At 35.7% G+C, this 23,028-nt stretch carries 25 protein-coding genes and 2 pseudogenes; 18 read left to right on the top strand and 9 right to left on the bottom strand.

Annotated elements, in window-relative coordinates:
• Positions 1-64: 64 nt before the first annotated feature.
• On the bottom strand, positions 65-547 hold the full coding sequence (locus OLM61_RS09040) for a DUF6252 family protein (RefSeq protein WP_264526033.1): 483 nt from the start codon (positions 545-547) through the stop codon (positions 65-67).
• A gap of 196 nt (positions 548-743) precedes the next feature.
• Between OLM61_RS09040 and OLM61_RS09035 the strand changes: the two genes are divergently transcribed.
• The 4 genes from OLM61_RS09035 (at position 744) to OLM61_RS09020 (ending at position 3,252) form a co-directional block, all read left to right on the top strand.
• Positions 744-1,313 (top strand): 30S ribosomal protein S16, encoded by a 570-nt coding sequence (locus OLM61_RS09035; protein ID WP_264526032.1) that lies wholly within the window; start codon positions 744-746, stop codon positions 1,311-1,313.
• A 15-nt stretch (positions 1,314-1,328) separates the two neighbouring features.
• Positions 1,329-1,853: a ribosome maturation factor RimM gene (gene rimM / locus OLM61_RS09030; protein WP_202702131.1), complete on the top strand. Its 525-nt coding sequence runs from the start codon at positions 1,329-1,331 to the stop codon at positions 1,851-1,853.
• A gap of 199 nt (positions 1,854-2,052) precedes the next feature.
• Entirely contained in the window at positions 2,053-2,403 is a 351-nt protein-coding gene (locus OLM61_RS09025) for a four helix bundle protein (RefSeq protein ID WP_264526031.1), read from the top strand.
• 141 nt (positions 2,404-2,544) lie between these two features.
• Positions 2,545-3,252: a tRNA1(Val) (adenine(37)-N6)-methyltransferase gene (locus OLM61_RS09020; protein WP_264526030.1), complete on the top strand. Its 708-nt coding sequence runs from the start codon at positions 2,545-2,547 to the stop codon at positions 3,250-3,252.
• On the opposite strand, the gene OLM61_RS09015 is transcribed toward OLM61_RS09020, so the two are convergent.
• From OLM61_RS09015 to OLM61_RS09000, 4 genes are all read right to left on the bottom strand, one after another.
• Positions 3,249-4,541, bottom strand: coding sequence for an HlyD family secretion protein (locus OLM61_RS09015; RefSeq protein ID WP_264526029.1), 1,293 nt, complete (start codon positions 4,539-4,541; stop codon positions 3,249-3,251). The two genes, OLM61_RS09020 and OLM61_RS09015, sit on opposite strands and share 4 nt — an antisense overlap.
• 3 nt (positions 4,542-4,544) lie before the next feature.
• Positions 4,545-6,737, bottom strand: a complete 2,193-nt coding sequence (locus tag OLM61_RS09010) for a peptidase domain-containing ABC transporter (RefSeq protein WP_264526028.1) — start codon at positions 6,735-6,737, stop codon at positions 4,545-4,547.
• A gap of 730 nt (positions 6,738-7,467) precedes the next feature.
• Positions 7,468-7,665 (bottom strand): hypothetical protein, encoded by a 198-nt coding sequence (locus OLM61_RS09005; RefSeq protein ID WP_264526027.1) that lies wholly within the window; start codon positions 7,663-7,665, stop codon positions 7,468-7,470.
• 86 nt (positions 7,666-7,751) lie between these two features.
• Complete coding sequence (locus tag OLM61_RS09000) at positions 7,752-9,323, bottom strand: vitamin K epoxide reductase family protein (RefSeq protein ID WP_264526026.1); 1,572 nt, start codon at positions 9,321-9,323, stop codon at positions 7,752-7,754.
• Between the two features lie 260 nt (positions 9,324-9,583).
• Here OLM61_RS09000 and OLM61_RS08995 point away from each other — a divergent pair, with 260 nt between their 5' ends.
• Genes OLM61_RS08995 through OLM61_RS08970 form a run of 6 tightly spaced genes read left to right on the top strand, consistent with a single transcriptional unit; the run spans position 9,584 to position 10,522 of the window.
• A complete protein-coding gene (locus OLM61_RS08995) occupies positions 9,584-9,721 on the top strand; it encodes an rSAM-modified peptide (protein WP_264526025.1) in 138 nt (45 codons plus the stop codon).
• Positions 9,722-9,741: 20 nt separating this feature from the next.
• The gene (locus tag OLM61_RS08990; protein WP_264526024.1) at positions 9,742-9,888 is read left to right on the top strand and encodes an rSAM-modified peptide; all 147 of its coding nucleotides are present in this window, start codon (positions 9,742-9,744) and stop codon (positions 9,886-9,888) included.
• Positions 9,889-9,907: 19 nt separating this feature from the next.
• Positions 9,908-10,051 (top strand): rSAM-modified peptide, encoded by a 144-nt coding sequence (locus OLM61_RS08985; RefSeq protein WP_264526023.1) that lies wholly within the window; start codon positions 9,908-9,910, stop codon positions 10,049-10,051.
• Between the two features lie 20 nt (positions 10,052-10,071).
• On the top strand, positions 10,072-10,215 hold the full coding sequence (locus OLM61_RS08980) for an rSAM-modified peptide (RefSeq protein WP_264526022.1): 144 nt from the start codon (positions 10,072-10,074) through the stop codon (positions 10,213-10,215).
• A 19-nt stretch (positions 10,216-10,234) separates the two neighbouring features.
• Positions 10,235-10,372: a TIGR04149 family rSAM-modified RiPP gene (locus tag OLM61_RS08975; protein WP_264526021.1), complete on the top strand. Its 138-nt coding sequence runs from the start codon at positions 10,235-10,237 to the stop codon at positions 10,370-10,372.
• 3 nt (positions 10,373-10,375) lie between these two features.
• Positions 10,376-10,522 carry an rSAM-modified peptide gene (locus OLM61_RS08970; RefSeq protein ID WP_264526020.1) on the top strand — a complete coding sequence of 49 codons (147 nt, stop codon included), beginning with the start codon at positions 10,376-10,378 and terminating at the stop codon, positions 10,520-10,522.
• Between the two features lie 15 nt (positions 10,523-10,537).
• Here the strand turns inward: OLM61_RS08970 and OLM61_RS20965 are convergent.
• Both OLM61_RS20965 and OLM61_RS20960 read right to left on the bottom strand, forming a co-directional pair.
• Positions 10,538-10,780 (bottom strand): annotated as a pseudogene (locus OLM61_RS20965) (helix-turn-helix domain-containing protein); the annotation flags it as partial.
• 588 nt (positions 10,781-11,368) lie between these two features.
• Positions 11,369-11,458: pseudogene (locus OLM61_RS20960) on the bottom strand (tetratricopeptide repeat protein); the annotation flags it as partial.
• Positions 11,459-12,447: 989 nt separating this feature from the next.
• Here OLM61_RS20960 and OLM61_RS08960 point away from each other — a divergent pair.
• From OLM61_RS08960 to OLM61_RS08925, 8 genes are all read left to right on the top strand, one after another.
• Complete coding sequence (locus OLM61_RS08960) at positions 12,448-13,629, top strand: acyl-CoA dehydrogenase family protein (protein ID WP_264526018.1); 1,182 nt, start codon at positions 12,448-12,450, stop codon at positions 13,627-13,629.
• Positions 13,630-13,715: 86 nt separating this feature from the next.
• The gene (locus tag OLM61_RS08955; RefSeq protein WP_264526017.1) at positions 13,716-14,498 is read left to right on the top strand and encodes a DUF3050 domain-containing protein; all 783 of its coding nucleotides are present in this window, start codon (positions 13,716-13,718) and stop codon (positions 14,496-14,498) included.
• 67 nt (positions 14,499-14,565) lie between these two features.
• On the top strand, positions 14,566-15,297 hold the full coding sequence (locus OLM61_RS08950) for an SGNH/GDSL hydrolase family protein (RefSeq protein WP_264526016.1): 732 nt from the start codon (positions 14,566-14,568) through the stop codon (positions 15,295-15,297).
• 176 nt (positions 15,298-15,473) lie between these two features.
• Complete coding sequence (locus OLM61_RS08945) at positions 15,474-16,301, top strand: helix-turn-helix transcriptional regulator (RefSeq protein WP_264526015.1); 828 nt, start codon at positions 15,474-15,476, stop codon at positions 16,299-16,301.
• 69 nt (positions 16,302-16,370) lie between these two features.
• Positions 16,371-17,330, top strand: a complete 960-nt coding sequence (locus OLM61_RS08940; RefSeq protein ID WP_264526014.1) for a nitrilase family protein — start codon at positions 16,371-16,373, stop codon at positions 17,328-17,330.
• An 80-nt stretch (positions 17,331-17,410) separates the two neighbouring features.
• Positions 17,411-17,917: a GNAT family N-acetyltransferase gene (locus OLM61_RS08935; protein WP_264526013.1), complete on the top strand. Its 507-nt coding sequence runs from the start codon at positions 17,411-17,413 to the stop codon at positions 17,915-17,917.
• Between the two features lie 46 nt (positions 17,918-17,963).
• Positions 17,964-18,743, top strand: a complete 780-nt coding sequence (locus OLM61_RS08930; RefSeq protein ID WP_264526012.1) for a hypothetical protein — start codon at positions 17,964-17,966, stop codon at positions 18,741-18,743.
• Positions 18,744-19,142: 399 nt separating this feature from the next.
• Positions 19,143-20,765 carry an alkaline phosphatase family protein gene (locus tag OLM61_RS08925; protein ID WP_264526011.1) on the top strand — a complete coding sequence of 541 codons (1,623 nt, stop codon included), beginning with the start codon at positions 19,143-19,145 and terminating at the stop codon, positions 20,763-20,765.
• A 169-nt stretch (positions 20,766-20,934) separates the two neighbouring features.
• On the opposite strand, the gene OLM61_RS08920 is transcribed toward OLM61_RS08925, so the two are convergent.
• Positions 20,935-21,735, bottom strand: coding sequence for a TerC family protein (locus OLM61_RS08920; RefSeq protein WP_264526010.1), 801 nt, complete (start codon positions 21,733-21,735; stop codon positions 20,935-20,937).
• A gap of 40 nt (positions 21,736-21,775) precedes the next feature.
• Positions 21,776-23,020: a cation:dicarboxylate symporter family transporter gene (locus OLM61_RS08915; protein WP_264526009.1), complete on the bottom strand. Its 1,245-nt coding sequence runs from the start codon at positions 23,018-23,020 to the stop codon at positions 21,776-21,778.
• Between the last annotated feature and the right edge of the window lie 8 nt (positions 23,021-23,028).

Below are 23,028 nucleotides of genomic sequence, written 5' to 3'. Positions count from 1 at the left end.
TATGTTTTTATTTTGATTTAAAAAAACAGAAATCAACAAAACCAAACCGTCGCAAATTAAAACGCTAATTTTCAAATGTTGTCGAAATTGGAATTTTGTAAAAAACACCTTCCGTAAAACTAACTTTTGGCTTTTCGGTATTCTTTTCATCCTCATTCAAGGCCGTAAATTTAAACGTTCCTGAGATCGTTTTATTCTCGGCATTATACTCGGTAATCACGATTTGCCCATCTCCTTTATTCATACCTGTAGAAAATCGGGAGGATGGCGACGATTGTGTATTTAAGTAAGTTGCGATCGTTATATTGTCACGCCCCAGTATGTAGGTTTGTGCTGTTGGCTCCGGAACTTTTAAAATTACTTTTTCAAATCCGAGATCACCCTCAATAATAAAACCGCCGTTCACAGTACTGGAAGCATTATAATTCGCAGCACGCCAAAACACATTCTCCTTTAAGCTTTGGAAAGCAGGATTATTAAATTTTACATCTTCAGAACAAGAGGAAACGATAAAAAGCAGTAATACCAAAGAAATTATTTTTTTCATATCACGGTGAATTTGAGGCAAAAATACCTCATTTAAGGATAATTAATTAAAAATTGAAGTTAAAAAGGACAAAAAGCCATAGAAATACAGCTGAAATGCATTTAATATGATTTCGAACGTATAATTCATAAAAAAATTATATCTTTGCGCCCTTAATTAACAGGGGTCGAGTACCTCAAAATTTAATCATACGATTATGTCAGTAAAAATTAGATTACAAAGACACGGTAAAAAAGGAAAACCTTTTTACTGGGTTGTAGCTGCAGATGCACGCTCAAAAAGAGATGGTAAATACTTAGAGAAAATCGGTACTTACAATCCAAACACAAACCCGGCAACTATCGACTTAAACCTTGATAGCGCAGTTAAATGGTTACACAATGGTGCACAACCAACTGATACTGCTAGAGCAATTCTTTCTTACAAAGGTGCTTTATTGAAACACCACCTTGATGGAGGTATCCGTAAAGGAGCTTTAACTCAAGAGCAAGCTGACGCTAAATTAGCTGCTTGGTTAGAGGCTAAAGCTGGAAAAGTTGATGCTAAAAAAGATGGTTTAACAAAAGCACAAGCTGATGTTAAAGCTAAAGCTTTAAAAGCAGAACAAGAAGTTAACGCTAAACGTTTAGCTGCTGCAGCTCAGGCTGAAGCTGACGCTATCGCTGCTGCAACTCCTGCAGCTGAAGAAGTTACTGAAGTTGAAGCTGATGCTACTACTGAAGAAGCTCCTGCTGCTGAAGAGAATAACGAAACAACTGAAGCATAATTTTAGCCAGCGAGAATGCGTAAAGAAGAATGTTTTTATTTAGGTAAAATCGCTAAAAAATTTAGTTTCAAAGGTGAAGTTCTGGCTTATTTAGACACGGATGAACCTGAGTTATACGAAAATCTGGAATCAGTGTTTGTTGAATGCAACAAACACTTGGTTCCTTTTTTTATTGAAACAAGTTCTTTACACAAAAACGATTTCTTAAGAATCCGTTTTGAAGATGTAAACACAGAAGAAGATGCAGATGCCCTGCTTGGCAATGCGATCTATCTTCCTTTAAGCATGTTGCCAAAACTTTCCGGCAACAAGTTTTATTTCCATGAAGTAATCGGTTTTGAAATCGAAGACCAACGTTTAGGCGTTTTTGGAAAAATCGCTGCCGTAAATGATACAACAGCACAACCTCTTTTTGAAGTTTTGAATGGCGAAGTCGAAATGTTAATTCCGATGATCGATCAATTCCTGGTAAAAATAGACCGTGAAAACAAAAAGGTCATCATGAATTTACCTGAAGGATTGGTAGAGATGTACCTTTGAGTCTAGAAACTCCAATCTTTTTTAAATTCCAAAGCTCAAATTCCAAATTCCAAGTCTAAAAAGAAATTCCAAATTCCAAAGGGATACCAAACTTATTCATTATTATATTTTTGAAAGAAAAAACTTACATTAATTGTTTTTTTGCTACTTTTAAACCCTAACAGCTAGGTTTTTAAATTTAGAAAATAGAATTTATATAATGAGCAAACCATACGATTTAGAAGAGAGAACTTTTTTGTTTGCAAAAGAATGCAGAAATTACATCGGAAGTCTATCAAAAACAATATCAAATATTGAAGATGGCAAACAACTCATAAGATCGTCTGGTTCGGTTGGTGCTAATTATATTGAAGCAAACGAAAAGCTTGGAGATAAAGATTTAATATTCAGACTAAAAATTTCCCGAAAAGAAGCCAAAGAATCTAAGTATTGGCTGAGATTATTACACGAATTAAATCCTGATCAGAGAATCGCTTCCAATTCTTTATTATTCGAAATAGAAGAATTACGAAAAATTCTATCGGCAATAATCACTAAAACATCAAAATAATTAATTAGAATTTTAGTCTTATTTTTGCAACTTAAAATAAGCCTCCCACATACAACTTAAATCGGAACTTAGATTTTCTTCTTTGGAATTTCCTCCTGTTTGGTTGGAATTTGGAATTTAAAAAAATTGGAATTTCTCTATATGTTTACATTCAAACAATTTTCAGTTCAACAAGACAAAACCGCTATGAAAGTGGGTACTGATGGTGTTTTACTGGGCTCCTGGGCACCCATAAGTCATAATCCGTTTAGCGTTTTAGACATTGGAGCCGGAACCGGAATTATTGCTTTGATGCTGGCACAACGCACTCCTGCGGAGCAGATTGACGCACTTGAAATTGATGAAGATGCTTACGAACAGGCTGTTGATAATTTTGAAAACTCTCCGTGGGGAGACCGCTTATTTTGTTTCCATGCCGGATTAGATGAATTTATCGAAGAACCGGAAGACGAATACGATTTGATTGTTTCAAATCCACCTTTTTACTCCGAGAATTACAAAACCGAAAACGAACAGCGCGATCTGGCACGTTTTCAGGACGCAATGCCTTTTGAAGAATTAATCGAGGCTGCTGATTTATTGCTTTCAGAAAACGGGATTTTTGCAGTAATTCTTCCTTATAAAGAAGAAGAAAAATTTGTTGCTCTGGCCAAAGAATCAGAATTATACCCGATCAAAATTACACGCGTAAAAGGTACTCCAACTTCAGAGATTAAAAGAAGTTTGATTGCTTTTAGCCGAAATGAAGTCCCGGAAACAGAGACAGATGAATTAACGATCGAAATCGAAAGACATGTCTATACTCCGGAATACATTGAACTCACTAAAGATTTTTACCTGAAATTTTAGACCTGCTCAAACATACTTTTAAACTGATACAGAATCCTCTCGATTAAGCGTAAATCTTCGGTTACAATCTCGGCGCTTCCTTTCATTTCCTGCTGAAAAACAATTTGTTTTTTATACGACGTTTCCAGTCCGTTTGGAAGTGCTACGTCTAATAATAAATTTCCATCTTTATCAGGAACCAGAGAGATGTTTCGGATTTTTCCTTTTAGCACTCCAAATTCCCGGTCGGGAAAATTCGCCAATCTAATGTTGACCATCTGCCCTACTTTTATTTTCCCTGAATTTAATGCCGGCGCCTTTACCTTACCTACAAAACCATTTTTAGTATCCGGAATAATCGAAAAAACATTATCTCCGACACTAATGGTTTGATTCTCTGTCCAAACCTGTAAAAAAGTAACTACTCCGCTTACAGATGATTTTAAAGCATAGGCCAGCTCCCAGTCTTTTATTACTTTTTTAAGCTGATAAAAAGACTGCGCCATATTTCTTCCTAAAGTAACTTCTTCCTTGGTACCACTGATTTGCGAGTTCTGACTCAATTTGGAATTGGTAATTAAAGCCGACTTTAACTGAGAAATAGAAGACAAAAGGCCTCTATAATTCTTTTGCGCCTGAAGATATCCCAGTTTTTTCACTTCCATCTCCTGCGCAGAGATGATTCCTTTATTGAATAAGGTTTCGAATCTTGCAATTTCATTTTTCTGAAGCTGTAATTCGCTTTCGTTAATTACTTTTTGCTGCTGCAAAATTTCCAATCTGTCTTTGATCTGAACTTTCTCCGAAATCTGCGCCCGATTTTCGACTTCAAAAGGCTGCAAATTTTTATTTAATTGTTCTGCCTGATAGTCTTTCTGAAAAACAGCAAAGGCGCTTTCAATCTCGCCCAACTGGGTGTTTTTCAACAATTCAAAAGGAAAAGCTTTTTTCGGATCGTTAATATTGTATTCTGCAATAATTTTCTCCAACAAAAAAACATCTTTATAATTGGCCGTGTTTTCAATGATGGCAAGTGTACTGTTTTTGGAAACAATCGATTTGTCTTTGACCAGAATTGCTTCAATACGGCCCGAAGATTTGGAAACTATTTTCTCTGGAGGAATATTGGTTGTAATGACGATCTGAGTCGTAACAACATCCGGATATTTGATAAACCAGGACACGAAAAAAAGCATAGAAATGATCACAAATATCAGTACGGTACCCCAACGAATCATCCAATGCGGTACTTTGGTGAGAATGTCCTGAACTTCTTCACTTCTTAGTTCAAATGTAGTATCTTTTGTCATGATTTAATTTCCTAATTGCAATTGATTCTTAACCAGTTCGAAATAATTTCCTTTTTGCTGTACCAAAACAGTATGGCTGCCAATTTCAATGATTTTTCCTTTGTCTAAAACCACAATTTGATCAGCATTCATAACTGTACTCAAGCGATGCGCAATAACTACGACGGTTTTGTCCTTAAAGAAAACATCCAGCTTTTGCATTATTTCTTTTTCATTGTTCGCATCCAATGCCGATGTAGCTTCGTCAAAAAACAATATTTCGGGATTTTTATAAACTGCTCTGGCAATTAACAAACGTTGTTTCTGCCCTGTACTCATTCCCAACCCTTCAGAACCTATTTTGGTATTGTATCCCAATGGTAAACCTGTAATATATTCTTTTATGTTGGCTACATCAGCCGCATAAACCAAGCGCTCTTTATCTACTTTATCAACGCCAATTGCAATGTTATTCGCGATGGTGTCACTAAAAATAAAGCCTTCCTGCATCACAGCACCAATATTGGACCGCCAGGCTTTTTGCGAGATATTTTTTAATTGTGCATTTCCAATGTTGATCTCGCCTTTTTCAGGTTCGTAGAATTTCAACAGGAGTTTCATCAAAGTTGTTTTTCCGCTTCCGCTGACTCCTACTATTGCCGTTACTTTATTGGCGGGGATTTTCAGCGTTAAATCCTCCAGAACAGGAATATCCGAACCCAAATATCGATAAGAAAGGTTATTGATATCGATATCCGAATCAAAAGGAACATCATTAGTTTGAAAAACTTCCTGTTGTGTTTCGTCTTCTTTTTCATGGATTTCCGATAATCTGGCCAATGATATTTTGGCATCCTGCAGCTCTCTGACAAATTCGATTAGCTGCGTAATGGGACCGTTTAAACTTCCTACGATCGAACTGATTGCCAACATCATCCCCAGTGTGATGGAGCCGTCAATTACCAGTTTTGCCGAAAGAAATATAATAAAAATGTTTTTTAACTCGTTGATTACAGAAGAACCAATCGTTTGTGTCTGCTCTAAAACTAAGCCTTTTATTGAGACCCTAAAGAGTCTTGCCTGTATGTATTCCCAACCCCAGCGTTTTTGCTTTTCGGCATTGTGAAGCTTTATTTCCTGCATTCCATTAATCAGCTCCATCACTTTACTTTGCTCGCTGGAGACTTCAGCAAAACGCTTGTAATCCAATACTTCTCTTCTTTTTAAAAATAAGGTAATCCATCCAAAATAAAGCAGGCTTCCCGCAAAAAACACCAAAAAGATCTTGAGATTAAAGTAAGCCAGAACGCCTCCCATAACAACCATATTGATAGTTGAGAACAAAACATTTAATGACGATGTGGTTAGAATTTTTTCGATCCTGTGATGATCGTTAATTCGCTGCATGATATCGCCTGTCATTCGCACATCGAAAAACGAAATGGGCAGATTCATTAGTTTAATAAAGAAATCTGAGATTAGTGAAATATTGATTCGGGTAGAAAGGTGTAATAGAATCCAGCTTCTGATCAACTCCAAACCTGTTCTTCCCGCAAAAAGGAACAATTGGGCAAAAAGTATCAGATAGATAAAATGAATGTTCTGATTCTGAATCCCAACATCAACAATACTTTGGGTTAAAAACGGAAAGATCAGCTGTAGTAAAGTACTTGCCAGCAATCCTATACTTAACTGTATTAAAAACGACTTGTACCGAAGCACATATTGCGACAACAATCCAAAACCAAGTCCGCGATTGTCCTCTTTATCAAAATCAGACTGGAAAAATTTAGGAGTAGCTTCAATCAGCAATGCTATTCCTTCCTGAGTAGATTCATCGGCATTGTTTCCGATCCAAAATTTAATAAAATCTTCTTTATTGTATTCAATCAGGCCAAAAGCCGGATCGGAAATATAGTAGCTGTTTTTTTTAATTTTGTAGAGTACTACATAATGATTTTTGTTCCAATGCAGAATACAAGGCAATGGAGCCTCTTCTAATCTTTCCAGATTTAATTTTACGCCTAAAGTTCTAAAACCAATTTTCTCAGCTGCATCACTCAAAAAAAGCAGATTACTTCCTTCACGAGTTGTTTCGCTGAAATCTCTCAACTCCTGTATATTGATTGTTTTACCGTAATGCTTTGCTATTATTTTTAAACATGTTGGCCCGCAATCTTTATAATCGACCTGCCTATAATTGGTGAATTTTTTCAATTTAATTTAGAGTTAATCATTTATATGCAAATAGCCCTGCCATTCTTTCTCTTACAAAAATATAATATTTACCCGCCAAAAATTCGTAATTAATTGTTTTTCCTTTTGATTTATAGTTAAAAAAACTTCAATCCACTTTGAAAACTAAAATTATTAAAATTATCAACCTCTGATCTAAAATACGAGCTCCAATTTACCTGCTTCATTTGTTCCTGCTGAAAAGCGATAGCACCACTCTATCACAATATTAAACCAATTAAATCATTTAGAGCCTTTATTCCCGTTTTTTTAACCTCTGCTACTAAAACTACCACTTATACATTTCAGCTAATTAAACCTCTGTCTCTGAATCTCTCCGTTGACTTTACGAATACATTTAAGATACAGAAATCAAAAATGAACTAAACACCTAAAAATAAACCAAAAAAAAACAGAGAAGAAATTAATCTTCTCTGTTTAGAGTATTTAAAAACATATTTATTAGAAATATAATTTCTTTAGGACATGGCACTGGTTAACCCTAACCAATTAAAATCAACACAGTGACCAATTTCCTAAGAATCCCTACACCAATCATCAATGTCGGGAAATTTGCTCAATGTTCCACGATCGAGCGCCTACAAATTAAAAAAAACATGACTAAATTCTAAAAAAGGCTATTTCATACTTCTATTAAAACGCTAAAAATTAATATCAAAAACAACTTTCGTCATTTCTTATCCTTTTAGGACTATAAACAATCCGGAAGCACTGCCGGTATTGTACCATTCGAACAAATCGAATCACAGGCTACTAGAGTAGACGAACCTTTACCCGGGCAAACACAACATTTTTTCGGCGGATTAATCGGCTGTCCTCCAACAATCCCTTTTTGCTCGTATGCACTTAGCCTTTGAGCACCTTCTAAGTTTAAAATGATTTTTAACATAACTAAAGGTTTTTGTTTTTTGAATTCGCACCTCAGTCATTTTAAGACAGCTGAAGTTTCTGTCTGTTGTCACTATTTCTTAAATACTACGCTGTTTTTTCCAAAACCATCGTTTCTTTAGTTTCTTTCTCTTCAATATAATCGTTCAGAAAATATTTTAGTTCACCCAGCTCATACTCTGCCGGAAAAACTTTATCGTTTACAATTTTAATCGGTGTATAATTAAAATCATTCTTAGCACACCATTCGTATTGTTTGTTTATCTCCTGACTGATCATCATGCTTACTGAATCAACATGCCATTTTTTCAACCATTTTTTAAGGCTCATGTTTTTAATGTGCCAATCTGAAATCGCTTCCACTGTTTTCCCTGGTGTAGCTCTGTTTATGGTTAAAAGCCTTTCGACAACTACTTTATATGGGTTATCGATATTTTCAGGATTCACGTTAAACAACACATTCAGGTTTATCTTATCCGGAAATCTCAAGACTAAATCAAATGCCTCCTGAAATGTTTTATGACAATGTGCACAACTAGGGCTAATGATTACCGATAGTTTAACAGCAGCGTTTCTATTTCCAAAATTCAAGCCTCTTAAATCCTCAAGTCCATTTATATGAGGCACTTTTTTAGATAAGAAGTTCAATAAAGAATAGTTTCTTTTAAACTTTTTCATCTCTTTAAGCGAATTTTCCGTTCCCAAAATGCTGGTTATGATTGTTTTCAAAACTGCCCAGATCGGAACCAAGAGTACCAACGAGAACAAGAATGGAAAAATTTCGGCAAAACTAAAACTCAACGTAAACAGATCTGACGCAAACCATATCACACTTTGTACAAAAATCAAAGCAGATACCATTAAACACATTACGCACCATCTTTGAATCTCAAATTTTTGAATCCAAATCGAAGACACTATAACCGGTATGGCCAATAAGCTTAAAAAACCAACAAAAATTGACGATTCTAATGGTTTAACCAAAATTGCAATCAAACTGGCCCCAAAGAACATTAATGGCAGGTCTGGAAAACTAATCCATTTACTTTCATTTCCTTCTTTGTTATTGATAACAGAACTACAAGACGAGTTTGAACTCAAATTGCAAAGTTTTGAAACAATAGTATTCTTAAACCCTAATTTTTCCTGAACAATAAAAACGCTTACAATAAACCCTAAAATAGAGGTCGCTAAAAAAACAAGGCTGAATGAACTGTAAGTATTATAAAAAAATGACAATCCCACTAATAACAAAAGCGGTAAACCATATTTCAACCAGCTGAACTCCATTTTCAAATTCTCTCTCGCAACAACATTGTTTGGCTCAATTGCCACGATAACTCCATTCCAATCTAATAAGAACTTTTCATACGCCATTTTATGACTTCCTTTTTTCACTGTATTGATTCGAACAAAATTCTTTGCCTTTTCAACCAATATTAACTCTTCTTTGAAATAAGCCAAAAAATTTGAAGGCAAATCTACTATTTGCTCCTTCGGAACTCTTATCGCAGCATTCTCTACAGACAGTAAATCCAGAGAATCTGTTATCGCAAATAAACTAGGATAATTTGGATGAGAAAGAAACAAATCTTTAAACTCATTTTTGATCTCCGAGTACTTGTTTATTTGTAGAAATTTTTGGACAAGTTTTAACATCTTTTCGAGTCTTTAAAATCATAATTACACTGCAAATATTGTTGTTTTTATTGAGAAAAAAGCGCTGGTAGTACACATTTTATTAATTATACTACATACAATTTATAAATTATATCAGTCTGAATGAAACAATTAAGTAATTGATTATCAATTACTTAATTGAAAAATATTTTGTTAAAAAGCCCAAAAAGCCTATTCTCGATTAAGCGTTTTCCTTTTTATATAGTTTTGGTATATCAATAATCCTAATACTAACAAACATGATAAATCAAGCGCAAAAATTTGAAGATTTTCAATTAGAAAAACTATCTAAAAAAGAGCAAAAAACGGTTCGCGGAGGAGATGATTCTAATGTTCCTGGAGACACAATTAGAGGCAACGGAAAAGGGTCTAACTAATCATTAAAAATCAAAAAAAGATGGAAAATAAAAAATTAAACATCGAAGATTTCTCCCTTAGTACACTTTCAAAAAAAGAACAAAAAACGGTTAGAGGTGGAGGAGAAGAAGAACAATCTTGTATTCCTGGTGACACTATCAGAGGAAATGGAAAAGGGTCTACCTAACAACTAAAATTCTAATAAAATGGAAAATAAAAAATTAAACATCGAAGATTTCACCCATCATACGCTTTCAAAAAAAGAACAAAAAACGGTTAAAGGTGGTGGAGAAGAAGAATCTTGCATTCCTGGTGACACCATCAGAGGAAACGGAAAAGGATCTACCTAACAATTAAAATTCTAATAAAAATGGAAAATAAAAAATTGAACATCGAAGATTTCACCCACAATATACTTTCAAAAAAAGAACAAAAAACGGTTAAAGGAGGAGGAGAAGAAGAATCTGGTATTCCTGGTGATACCATCAGAGGAAATGGAAAAGGATCTACCTAACAACTAAAATTCTAACAAAATGGAAAATAAAAAACTAAATTTCGAAGCTTTTACGAGCAATACACTTTCAAAAAAAGAACAAAAAGCTGTTCGAGGAGGTGACAATGATACTAACAGAGGTAATGGAAAAGGGTCTACACAACCAGTAAATATTTAAAAAATGAAAACGAAAAAAATAGAATTCAAAAATTTTGAAAACGAAAAATTATCAAGAAGAGAACAACAAACAATTGGGGGCGGTGACGATCCTGGTGATACTATCAGAGGGAACGGAAAAGGAAGTACCGATGTTGAAGGGCATCCTTGATTCAAACAAATTGTTTTAGATATTGTTCGCAAATTGAGCTGGGGACACTCCAGTTCTTTTGCGAAATGATTTAGCAAAAGATACCGCATTTTTAAAACCAACACTTTCGGCAATGGCCTGAGTTGAATATTTACGATACATATGATTTGTTATCATTTCATTAATCACATAGTTAATTTTCAGCTCATTTGAATATTCCCCAAAAGATTTACCAAATCGTTTGTTTACGACATAAGACAAATAGGTGGTGTTGGTTTTTATTTTTTTAGCCACATATGGCAGCGTAAAATCGGCATGTAAATATTCCTGTTTACTTTCTAAAGCCAACAGTTTTTCTACAATTTTATTCTCTTTTGCCTCATCAATACTTAAATTGACATTCTCTTTCTTAGACTGTATTTCTTCAGATTCAAGAATGGTCTCTCGTTCCGGTTCGGGCTCGTTTTTCTTTTCTAAATTAGCTTTGAACTCTTCAATTAAAGCATTCATCTTTTTATGCGCCTTATTTTTATCGCGTATGTTTTTGATCAGCAGAAAGACAATTCCTATGAATAAAACGACATAAAATACTTTTAGCGCTTTGTTCAGAAAAACGTCGTATTTGTATTTCTCCTGAATGGTAACCATCTCGTTAGTCAAATCACCAACGCCAAGTTTGTAATTTACTTCTAAAACCTCATCATTTAATTTTGATTCCGATTTTTCGTAATTATCCAGGTAAATTTTTGAGTGTTTATAGGCCAGTTCAGGCTCTTTAAGGATGTTGTAAATTTTTGCCTGATAGTAATTGGACTTCAGATGATCAACCTGATTCGTTTTAGTAATGTTGCCTATAGAGTCTGATTTTTTAAAGAACACCAATGCTTTATCATACTTTTTGATATTAAAATACAAGTCCCCCAAATTGTAATGAGTCGTACATAAAATATCCAGCATACTGTTTTGATTGGCCAAAAAGATGATATCGTAGTAGGTCTTTTCGGCATTTTTGTACTCTTTTAATTCGCTGTAAATATTACCTAAACTAAGTTTTGCCACAATCTTATTGTCGGGAAAATTTTGAGAGTAACTAATGGTTTTTTGATAGAAATACTCGGCAGAGTCCAGTAAAATCTTCTTTTTAGGATCTTTCATATAAAAACTCTCATATGATCCTGCTAAACTAAGATTGATATTACTCTTATTATTGAGGTATTGCTGTTTGGTATAAACGCTTTCGTTTTTATCAACAAATTCGCTAAGACTCCGCAAGTCCTTTATCGCAAGCCGGTAATTACCTACAGCAACATTTATAGCCGCAATGTTACTCTTAAACTTTACAATTTGAATAATATCGTCAATCTGTATCGAAAGCTTTATGCCCTGCTGGTAATTTTCGATGGCGTCGCTATAGTTCTCCCTTTTCCATTCGGATAATCCGGCATAATTGTACAAGTAGGACCTAAGCTGTGTTTTTTCCTGCCCATCGGGCATTTTTTCTAAGGATTTTAAGGCTAACTGGTATTTTTCTTTAGATTTTGCTGTATTTCCTTTTAACTGAATCAAATAAGACAATGCTGCATTAGCAAAAGCCAAATGTTTATTACTATTGGATTTCGCCAACTGACTAGCATATACAATCGAACTGTCAACATTGGCATTTGCCGTTAGTCGAATTTTGTCTTGCAATATTAAGTACTCCTGTTCCGTAAAAACCTTTTTCTCTTGAGAAAAGGTATTATTCAGAACAAAAAAGAGTATAAAAGAGATGATCAGCCTCATTCATTTTGTTTTTGAATCTCAAAAATAGCTTATAAATTCGCAATAAACTAAAATTAATTTGTGTTTATACTATTTTTCTTCTTCAGTATTTATAAAAATATAACAATTTAACTGTATTTTGTTATATTTATATTACGTAGATTTGTATAATAAAACTAACAAAAATGAAACCAGACCTATTTCAAGCACCGGATTATTACAACCTAGATGACTTATTGACAGACGAACACAAATTAGTTCGCGAATCAGCACGTGCCTGGGTCAAGAGAGAAGTTTCTCCTATTATAGAAGAATATGCCCAAAAAGCAGAATTTCCAACACAAATTATAAAAGGACTTGGAGAAATTGGCGGTTTCGGACCTTATATTCCGGTAGAGTACGGAGGTGCAGGTCTGGATCAAATTTCTTATGGTTTAATCATGCAGGAAATAGAACGTGGAGATTCAGGTGTTCGATCGACTTCTTCAGTTCAATCTTCACTAGTAATGTATCCTATTTGGAAGTATGGAAATGAAGAGCAACGAATGAAATACTTACCCAAACTGGCTACCGGAGAATTTATGGGATGCTTTGGTTTGACAGAACCGGATCATGGTTCTGACCCGGGAAGTATGATTACTAATTTCAAAGATATGGGAGATCACTATCTTTTAAATGGTGCCAAAATGTGGATCTCAAATGCTCCTTTCGCAGATATTGCGATCGTTTGGGCAAAAGATGAAGAAGGAAGAATTCACGGTTTAATCGTTGAACGCGGCATGGAAGGTTTTACAACTCCTGAGACCCATAATAAATGGTCACTTAGAGCTTCTTCGACCGGAGAATTAATTTTTGACAATGTAAAAGTTCCTAAAGAAAATCTATTACCTAATAAGTCGGGACTTGGAGCACCTCTTGGGTGCTTAGATTCTGCACGATACGGAATTGCCTGGGGAGCCATCGGAGCTGCTATGGATTGTTACGACACTGCTTTACGTTATGCCAAAGAAAGAATTCAATTTGGGAAACCAATTGGAGGAACGCAGTTGCAACAGAAAAAATTAGCCGAAATGATTACCGAAATCACAAAAGCGCAATTATTAACCTGGCGTTTAGGTGTTTTACGTAACGAAGGAAAAGCTACTACTGCACAAATCTCAATGGCCAAACGTAATAATGTGGATATGGCCATACACATTGCACGTGAAGCAAGACAAATGTTGGGCGGAATGGGTATTACAGGCGAATACTCGATCATGCGCCATATGATGAATCTTGAAAGTGTGATTACTTATGAAGGAACGCATGACATTCATCTCTTGATAACCGGTATGGATGTAACTGGAATTCCAGCATTTAAATCATAAACATCTATTAAAATATATACAAAACCAATACAAAAAGCTTCTTCTTAACGGGAAGCTTTTTATATTTGCACAAAAAAAATACGCAAATGAATATTGAAACTATAAACAATAGCATTCAACCTCAAAAAGATCAACTTTTACAACATTCATTATACAATAAAATCCAAAGCATTGATGACTTACATCGTTTTTTAGAAACTCATGTTTTTGCTGTTTGGGATTTCATGTCATTATTAAAAGCATTACAATCTAAGCTTACCTGTACTTCTACGCCTTGGTTTGCTACAAAAAATCCGGAAACAAGATACTTAATCAACGAAATTGTTTTGGCAGAAGAAACAGATTTAAGTATTGATGGAAAAAGACAAAGTCATTATGAAATGTATCTTGAAGCCATGGAAGATTGTGGCGCCGATACAAGCGGAATCAATACCTTTTTGGCTGAAGTAAATTCGCTGCACAATATTTTTGTTGCCATAAAACAAAGTTCCTTACATCCTGATACAAAAGCTTTCTTAGATTTTACTTTTAGAGTAATTGAAGAAGGAAAACCGCATCAAATTGCTGCGGCATTTACTTTTGGAAGAGAAGATTTAATTCCGAGTATGTTCACGGCAATCCTGAAAAATTTCCAGAAAAACCTTCCTGAAACCGATTTAAGCAAACTTTTATACTATTTTGAAAGACATATCGAATTGGATGCCGACGAACACGGACCAATGGCCATGCAGATGATAACTGATTTATGTGAAGATGATGCTCAAAAATGGAAAGAAGTGGAAGAAATTTCGATTCTGGCATTAGAAAAACGTATCGGACTCTGGAACGCTATTGAAGAAGAAATTCTGATGAAAACAGAGATGGTCTAAAAACCAAATCAAGCTATTTAACGTAACTATTTGTTTAAAATGGGCCGAAATTTAATTTATCTAAATTATGAAACTGCATTTCAAACAAATAGTTATTGTTACCCTTTCTATATTCCTCTTGAGCTGTAGTGCTGACGAAACGACTTCAGAAACTCCTGTCGCTCCAGTTACCCCACTTACCGGTTCTATAAAATATTTGGCTCTTGGAGACAGCTACACCGTCGGACAAAGTGTTTGCGAAACCTGTGGATTTCCTGAACAGTTAAAATCAAGTTTAACGGCAATTTATCCGCAAGCCAGCTTCTCGTTAAAAGTTATTGCAACCACCGGATGGACCACTACTAATTTAATTTCGGCAATAAATACCCAAAATCCCGATCCTGTTTACGATATCGTTACCCTTCTTATTGGAGTGAACAATCAGTATCAGGGGAAAAGTTTTTCGATCTATGAGAAAGAATTTCCAGAACTCGTAAACAAAGCAGTTGTTCTGGCAAAAGGAGATAAAAAAAAGGTAATTGTCATCTCAATACCCGATTATGCCTATACTCGTTTTGGAGAAGTACAGATGGGTGGACAAGGTGAGCGAATTTCAAGCGAAATCGATCAATACAATAGCTTTGCCGAAAACTACTGCAAACAGAATGCTATTGTTTTTGTTTCGATAACTGATATTTCACGTAAAGGTCTGACAAATCCTGAGCTCGTAGCCGGAGATGGCTTACATCCTTCAGCCAAAGCTTATACTTTATATGCAGAACGTATTTTACCCAAGATAAGAGTGGCTTTACAGAATTAATATTCTGAGCTCTTCCACAGACTAAATAATACTATAAAAAGCAGCCCCAACAAGGAAACCAAAAAACCATAATTGAAAAAATATCCTTAATTTTATCAAAAGTTATTTCGTTATCCATCAAAAATGATCTTCTAAAATTGACCGTAACAGATTGCGTTCCATCAATTCTTTAAACCATGCAGATTTCACCATCAGAAGAATTATCGCCTTACATTAAACATTATCTTTTTTTAGATCATAATGAAATGGCTGTACAAAAACTTCGCTTGTTTTCTGATGGTAATACGGGCATTGTATTTTCCTTAAAAGGCAAACTCAGTTCTGATTTTAATGATTGCGGAGTACACAACCACTTACCTGATTCTTTTTTATACGGACAGCTTACCGGATTTAAAGACATTTATTCGGATAGTGAAATCAATTTAGTGATTGTTGTTTTTCAGCCAAACGGGATGCACCAATTGCTGGGAATTCCGGCTTATGAGTTTCTGGATGCGATAATCTCTATTGACGACATTTTTGAGCAGAACGGTTTGATTCTTCAGGAAAAAATATCCGGACACTACACGATTCCAAAGAAAGTTGTGCTACTAAATCATTTTTTCAGTACCTATATTGCTAACAAAAAGGGGGCTCACCAATTAATCATAGAAAGTTCGATTCGTTTCATTACTGCCCACAAAGGAAGTTTTAATGTAAAACAGCTGGCTAAACATACTGGTTATACCGAAAGGCATCTGGAAAGGAAGTTCCAGGAATCTATTGGATTAAATCCGAAGAAATTTGGAAACATTATAAAACTGCATTATTTTTTAAAGTTACTAAAAGACAAAGCTGCCGATACCAATCTCACAAGTCTTTGTTACAATGCCGGATTTTCGGACCAGTCTCATCTGATCAAAGAATTCAGGAAACATACCGGAATAACTCCAAAAGAGTATCTAAACAATACCGGAAAATTAACCAATAATCTTCTCAAAACCGCTCCACCTATTGTTTTCTAAAATGTCGGTTTTGTACAATTTCTAAAATAAGACTAGTGCTACTTTTGTCTCAAATCAATAGTACGCATTATGAAAAATCTAAAAATAGCCACCGCTCAGTTCGAGAATAAAAGCGGTGACAAAACGTATAATTTAGCTGTAATTGAAAAACTTTCGCAACAGGCAGCGCGTCAGGGTTGTGATGTTATTTCGTTTCACGAGTGCTCGGTAACCGGTTATACTTTTGCACGACATTTATCAAAAGAACAAATGTTAGACCTGGCAGAATTAATTCCGAGTGGAGAAAGCATCGTGAAATTGACTGAAATTGCCCGAAACAATAACATCGTGATTCTGGCCGGTCTTTTTGAAAAAGACGAAGACGATAATTTGTTCAAAGCTTATGTGTGTGTCGACCAAAACGGTTTAGTTGCCAAATACCGAAAACTGCATCCGTTTATAAACCCATACCTCACTCCGGGCGATCGTTATTGTATTTTTGAGATTAAAGGCTGGAAATGTGGAATTTTAATCTGTTACGACAACAACATTATCGAAAATGTTCGTGCTACCACTCTTTTAGGGGCCAAGATCATTTTCATGCCGCATGTTACCATGTGTACGCCCTCTACCCGACCGGGTGCTGGTTTTGTTGCTCCACAACTATGGGAAAACCGCGAAGCCGATCCTACTTCTCTCCGACTGGAATTTGACGGAATGAAAGGCAGAGACTGGCTAATGAAATGGCTGCCCGCGAGAGCCTATGACAATGCTATTTACGCTATATTCTCTAACCCAATCGGTATGGACGACGATCAGCTGAAAAATGGCTGTTCGATGATTATTGACCCTTTTGGAGATGTTTTGGCCGAATGCCGCTCTTTTGATGACTCTTTTACAACCGCAATACTCACTCCTGAAAAATGTACTCAGGCTGGTGGCAATCGTTACATAAAAGCAAGAAGGCCAGAATTGTATCGGGATATTATTGGTCAGGAGCATCAATCCGAACAAAATGTAGTATGGCTGGATGTTCCTAAAAAAAGTTAAAACTGATGTTTCATGGGGCTTTACGCTGCTTAAAGATTTACCTTTGAAGAATTCATTAATCTACAGTACATCCCTCAATCATGGAATTTTTTAAAACTACAAATGAAGATATCGATGCCGTTTTTGCTCTTTACAATGCAGCTACATCGTATCAAAAAACGGTCAACAACAAAAGCTGGAGAGGTTTTGAAAGGACTCTTATAGAAACAGAAATTGCCGAGAATCGTCATTTTATCATCAAAGAAGGAGAGGAAGTAGCCTGTACATTTGTTCTTACTTTTAATGATCTCATTATCTGGAAAGAAGCTAGTGCCGATCCTGCCATTTATCTACATCGTATTGCTACAAATCCAAAATTCAGGGGGCAATCGTATGTCAAAAAAATTATCGATTGGGCAAAAGAATACGCCAAAGAAAACAACAAAAAGTACATTCGTCTTGACACTCACAGCGGAAACGAAAGAATAAACAAGTATTACACCAGCTGTGGTTTCGAATACAAAGGTATCAGCACTATCGAATGGACAAGTGAATTACCGGAACATTATAAAGAGGGCTCTTTTAGTTTGTTTGAGATTAAGCTTTAGCATAAAATATTACTTTTGATGTTAACAAACAATAAACCTCTTTAAAATGAAAAAAATACACCTTATTTTATTTCTTGCTGTACTACCAATATGCGGTTATTCTCAAATCGAAGAATTAACTTTTAACCTTCATCGAAATGATTTTTCAGCACCTCCGCGAACAGGAATAAGTCCAATGTCATTAAAATTATGGGATAGTTACAATACTGGAGGCCCCACACAATATGGCACTATTTTGGAAATTTATGGCTTTGCCAATCATCAGACCAGTCAATTAAATTTTGGTGGATGGGATAACTCAAAAATTAGATATCGACAAGCATTTTACAACGAAAATACCTGGTCAGAATGGATCACATTGCTCGATTCTAAAAATAATATTGAGTCATCAGGCAGTCTAAAAATTAGCGGAAGTTCAAATCATTACATAGCAAATGGCAATCTTTTGATTGGAAAAACCAGTCAGCAGAATGCCAGTTACAAACTAGATGTCAATGGAACGATTAGAGCTAATGAAATTAAAGTAAATTTAGATGGGGCAGATTTTGTTTTTGAAAAAAATTACAAATTGTTACCCTTAAATGAACTGGAAAAATTTGTAAAAACTGAAAAACATCTGCCAGAAGTTGCTACTGCCAAAGAAATGCAAGAAAACGGAGCTGATTTAGGTAATCTAAATTCAAAGTTTTTACAGAAAATCGAAGAATTAACTCTTTATGTAATAGAGCAAAACAAAAAGATAATTGAACTTGAGAAACAGAATGAAAAAATTAAAGTTCTGGAAGAAAAAATCGAAAAATTAGACTCCCTTTCTAAATCCAAGTAATAAAACATTTAGATATATCTAGTAAAAAAAATAAAACCTCTTGTGAATTAATTTTCACAAGAGGTTTTTATCTTATTGGAATCAGGTTTTAGATTTCCAGATAAAGCCATCTAAAATATAGTGTGTAAATTGAGGTACACTCAGAAGCGGCACGAATAGAAATTGCCATCCTGAAAAATCGAAACTACTTACCGTGATATTTTCATTCCAAACGAAAAACTCCCAGAGAAACTCTTCTGAAAAAGCAATTAACAATTTCAGAGCAATAGCTATCCAAACCACAGAAAGCAACAGGCTGTTTTTCAATGCAATATGATTTTTATCATGTATAAAGCGCTTTTTAATACCGAACTTGCAGCAGTTTAGTAAAGTTACTTAGCCCTTTAAAATAATTAGAAAATGAACAGAAAAACCCTACTTGGTTCTATCGCGATCCTGATAGTTCTATTTTTAAACTATTCCTGCTCCGACAATCACTCTGATCAAAAATCAGAACCGTCGTTGACCCCAAAAACAAAAAAACTGCTCCTTATCGGGATAGACGGGTGCAGAGGTGATGCCTTAATGAGTTCGAACACTCCAAATGTTAAAAGCCTGCTCAACAATTCTGTTTACAGCTTTGATGCTCTGACCAACTCTCCTACTTGGAGCGGAAACGGATGGTCTACGATGCTTACGGGAGTTTCGTCATCCAAACATGGCGTTACCGACAATTCTTTTTCAACTCCAAATTTTGCTCTTTATCCCAGTTTTTTAAAACGTCTTGAAACCCAGAATCCTGCCCTGAACACTGTATCTATTGCATTCTGGAAACCTATTAATAATTATATAATTGATGGTATTGATGTAGAAAAAACACCTGCAACCGATTTGGAGGTAAAAAACGAAGCTGTAAATACCCTCAAAAACAATAACCCTGATGTTTTATTTCTACATTTTGATGATGTTGACCACGCAGGACATGCATACGGATTTTCGGGAAGCATTCCTGAATATAAAGCCGCTATTGAAACGACAGACGTTTATATTGGAGAAATTTTAAATACCTTAAAAAGCAGATCCACCTATGCTAATGAAGACTGGCTGATAATTGTCTCCACTGATCACGGTGGAGTTGGTAAATCTCATGGTGGTTCGTCTTATCAGGAGAGAAATATTTTTACTGTTTTTCACAACAAAGATTTCCCTACACAACAAGCCGATCCTGAAACCTCTATAACCGGATCATTTGTAAACTTCAACTCTAACAAAATTTACGCCTCAACCACGAATCCTCTTTATAATTTTGGAACTTCAGATTTCACAGTCGAATGCAAAGTGAAAACATCCGGTTTCTCAAGTGATCCCGCTATTGTTTCAAACAAAAAATGGGCGTCCGGATCAAATCCGGGGTTTGTAATTGCAGGCGACGGTGCCTCATGGCGGGCAAATATTGGAACCGGATCAAGTCGAATGGATTTAAAGGGAAGTTATCCGATTAACGACGGGAAATGGCACCATCTGGTTATGGTAGTAGACCGTACAGCCCGATCATTCAAAATTTACCAAGACGGTGCTCTTGCTAATCAGGCAGCTATCAGTAGCGATTTCGGAAGCTTATCTTCAGGTCTCCCGCTTGCAATTGGTCAGGACGGAACTTTAGCTTACGGTCGAACCATCAATGGAAATATAGCGGAAGTTCGTATCTGGAACAAAGCCCTGCCCGAATCTTCCATTTTAAATAATATGTGCACAGCTGTAACCACTTCTCATCCTGATTACAGTAGCCTGATAGGGTATTGGAAAGGAGATACGGGGTCAGGAAATATTTTTACCGATTCAAGCCCAAGTAATATTTCTATGTCGCTAAGCAATAATCCAACCTGGACTTCCGGTACCGATCCTTTAAAATGCGGAAAAGCAATTACTGGTGAAGTGCCAAAAATGACCGATATTGCTTATTCTTCACTTAAATGGTTTGGTTTAGATATTCCTTTTGGCTGGTCATTGGAAGGCAACTCTTTGCTGCCAACAGGAAAATAATAATATGAAAAAAAGATCTTTTTGTTTAGATCTCAAAAATAAAACCCCGCAATTTTAAAAAATGAAATTGCGGGATTTTTTATTTTACAGAAAGAAAGGGATTCGAACTCTGGATACAGTTACGACTATACCAGTTTCTTCAACTACTCTTCGCTCATAAGCTTATAATTTATTTATGAGCAACTGGTTTGGTTTTCATTGGAAAATTAAAGAAGGTGCTGGTTAGTATCGGTACAAAAAATACAGCAGCGGTAAGGACTGAGATTCCTATATCTGCAGCATGGCTTGCTAAGAATTTACTGAATGCTGTTTCGGGATAAAAATGTTCATATAAGGACAACGCCAGTTTGATTCCTAAAATGGCAATTACTACAAAAGCTGCGGTTTCCAGAAAATTGTATTTTTGCATAAGCCCCACAAACCACTGTGCTATAAAACGCATCGCCAAGATACCTATAAATACACCAATACATACTAATATGATGTTTGGCGTAAAGGCCACAGCTGCAAAGACATTATCTATTGAAAAGGCCATATCCATAAGCTCTACAAGGCAAACAGTAGCCCAAAAATGGCCTATTGAGCCTACTGTTACACGGTATAACCAATTACCTTCCTTATTTACTTTTTCTTCTTCGCCTCCTTCTTTTTGCTTGTCTTTATACCATGAATACACCAGATAGAGCAGGTAAAGTCCACCAATAGGCTTAAGCCACCAAATGGCAATAAGTGCCGAAGCAAATATCATGGCAACACCCCTAAAAAAATAAGCGCCCCAAATACCATACTTAAGCGCACGGTCACGCTGATTTTCAGGCAAATCCATTACCATTGTAGCCAGTACGGCTGCATTATCTACAGAGAGCAAGCTTTCAATAAGAATAAGGTTTCCAATAATTGCCAGTGATGTACCGGGATGTGCAATAATATCTTGCCAAAGGCTATTAATCGTAGTAAGTAATTCAGTCATTTTGTATTATTTTAAAGAATGGTGCCTTATGGCTTGTTTATTATTTTGATATTGAAAGGTCAATTTCGGGGTTTGGCTCAAAATCATTTTCATATTTCGAAATGAGAATAACGGCTACCCCATTACCTATAAAATTAGTTATGGTACGAGCTTCGTTCATGAACTTATCAATACTGAAAAGCAGTGCCAAGCCTTCTAAAGGAAATTTATTGAGTGTTGTAAATGTTATGGTAAGAGCGATAAAACCAGATCCCGGTATTCCCGATGCCACTTTTGATGTAATCATGATAACCAACCCTATAGTTATAATATCGTGAAAAGTAAGCGGGATGTCAAACAACTGAGCAACAAACAAGGTACATACGGGCAAAAATATAGACGCACCCGCAAGGTTAAAAGAATAACCCAACGGTATTGAAAGACCTACTACAGCTTTACTACACCCTGCTTTTTCAAGCTTTGCAACAATTAAAGGAAACACTGTTCTGGATGATGATGTACTAAAAACAATAAGCAGTTCTTCTTTAATATAATTCAGAAACTTCCAGAGACTTATGTTGTAATACCTCAGCAAAAGCCCCAGTACTATAAATACAAAGAGTGCCATGGTTATGTAAGTAGTCGCCAGCAATTTCCCTAAAGGCAACAGGCTATGTATGCCAAATCGCGATACTGCGTAAGCCATTCCGCCAAAAGCAGCAACCGGTATAAGCAAAAACAGGTACATCAGTATCTTATACAAAAAGGTCATAAATTTTTGCAGGGCAGTTACATACTTTGCCCGACCCGGCGAAAGGCTAAGCAAAACACCTGTTATGACTGCCAACAAAACCAATACCAGCGGTCGATTCAGTATTATAAAGTTAAACCAGCCGCCATCAAGTGATTCGGTAGCTGTAAAATGTTTGGGCAGGGCTGCATCGATAAATCTTTTTTCTATCTTGCCGGGTTCTATAAATAATGCTGCCATTATGCCCATTATCATGGCAAGAGTAGTTATTATTTCAAAATAAACGAGCGCCTTAAGCCCTACACGACTCACTTTTTTAAGATTGTCAATACTGCTTACGCCTATAATTATAGTCAAAAATATGATGGGCTGTATAAGCGGTTCAATAAGGTATAAAAATCCACTTCCTAAAAAATCCAGCTGAATACCCTGTTCGGGATAATAGTGACCTACAGCAATTCCTAACAGCAATGCTAGTGTGACATAAGCTGCTAAATTTTTCAAATACTTTTGCGGTATTCCAGTACTTTCCGGTTGTTGTTGTGTGGTATTCATTTTTTAAA

This window comes from Flavobacterium sp. N502536, assembly GCF_025947345.1.
Lineage (GTDB): Bacteria > Bacteroidota > Bacteroidia > Flavobacteriales > Flavobacteriaceae > Flavobacterium.
Note: the sequence above shows the minus strand (reverse complement) of the source record. Positions and strands in the feature narration are given on the sequence as shown.

Bases quoted from the DNA above. Each gene is read 5' to 3' on its own strand.
- OLM61_RS09040 (WP_264526033.1), bottom strand. From the start codon at position 547: ATGAAAAAAATAATTTCTTTGGTATTACTGCTTTTTATCGTTTCCTCT.
- OLM61_RS09035 (WP_264526032.1), top strand. From the start codon at position 744: ATGTCAGTAAAAATTAGATTACAAAGACACGGTAAAAAAGGAAAACCT.
- rimM (WP_202702131.1), top strand. From the start codon at position 1,329: ATGCGTAAAGAAGAATGTTTTTATTTAGGTAAAATCGCTAAAAAATTT.
- OLM61_RS09025 (WP_264526031.1), top strand. From the start codon at position 2,053: ATGAGCAAACCATACGATTTAGAAGAGAGAACTTTTTTGTTTGCAAAA.
- OLM61_RS09020 (WP_264526030.1), top strand. From the start codon at position 2,545: ATGTTTACATTCAAACAATTTTCAGTTCAACAAGACAAAACCGCTATG.
- OLM61_RS09015 (WP_264526029.1), bottom strand. From the start codon at position 4,541: ATGACAAAAGATACTACATTTGAACTAAGAAGTGAAGAAGTTCAGGAC.
- OLM61_RS09005 (WP_264526027.1), bottom strand. From the start codon at position 7,665: ATGTTAAAAATCATTTTAAACTTAGAAGGTGCTCAAAGGCTAAGTGCA.
- OLM61_RS09000 (WP_264526026.1), bottom strand. From the start codon at position 9,323: ATGTTAAAACTTGTCCAAAAATTTCTACAAATAAACAAGTACTCGGAG.
- OLM61_RS08995 (WP_264526025.1), top strand. From the start codon at position 9,584: ATGATAAATCAAGCGCAAAAATTTGAAGATTTTCAATTAGAAAAACTA.
- OLM61_RS08990 (WP_264526024.1), top strand. From the start codon at position 9,742: ATGGAAAATAAAAAATTAAACATCGAAGATTTCTCCCTTAGTACACTT.
- OLM61_RS08985 (WP_264526023.1), top strand. From the start codon at position 9,908: ATGGAAAATAAAAAATTAAACATCGAAGATTTCACCCATCATACGCTT.
- OLM61_RS08980 (WP_264526022.1), top strand. From the start codon at position 10,072: ATGGAAAATAAAAAATTGAACATCGAAGATTTCACCCACAATATACTT.
- OLM61_RS08975 (WP_264526021.1), top strand. From the start codon at position 10,235: ATGGAAAATAAAAAACTAAATTTCGAAGCTTTTACGAGCAATACACTT.
- OLM61_RS08970 (WP_264526020.1), top strand. From the start codon at position 10,376: ATGAAAACGAAAAAAATAGAATTCAAAAATTTTGAAAACGAAAAATTA.
- OLM61_RS08960 (WP_264526018.1), top strand. From the start codon at position 12,448: ATGAAACCAGACCTATTTCAAGCACCGGATTATTACAACCTAGATGAC.
- OLM61_RS08955 (WP_264526017.1), top strand. From the start codon at position 13,716: ATGAATATTGAAACTATAAACAATAGCATTCAACCTCAAAAAGATCAA.
- OLM61_RS08950 (WP_264526016.1), top strand. From the start codon at position 14,566: ATGAAACTGCATTTCAAACAAATAGTTATTGTTACCCTTTCTATATTC.
- OLM61_RS08945 (WP_264526015.1), top strand. From the start codon at position 15,474: ATGCAGATTTCACCATCAGAAGAATTATCGCCTTACATTAAACATTAT.
- OLM61_RS08940 (WP_264526014.1), top strand. From the start codon at position 16,371: ATGAAAAATCTAAAAATAGCCACCGCTCAGTTCGAGAATAAAAGCGGT.
- OLM61_RS08935 (WP_264526013.1), top strand. From the start codon at position 17,411: ATGGAATTTTTTAAAACTACAAATGAAGATATCGATGCCGTTTTTGCT.
- OLM61_RS08930 (WP_264526012.1), top strand. From the start codon at position 17,964: ATGAAAAAAATACACCTTATTTTATTTCTTGCTGTACTACCAATATGC.
- OLM61_RS08925 (WP_264526011.1), top strand. From the start codon at position 19,143: ATGAACAGAAAAACCCTACTTGGTTCTATCGCGATCCTGATAGTTCTA.
- OLM61_RS08920 (WP_264526010.1), bottom strand. From the start codon at position 21,735: ATGACTGAATTACTTACTACGATTAATAGCCTTTGGCAAGATATTATT.
- OLM61_RS08915 (WP_264526009.1), bottom strand. From the start codon at position 23,020: ATGAATACCACACAACAACAACCGGAAAGTACTGGAATACCGCAAAAG.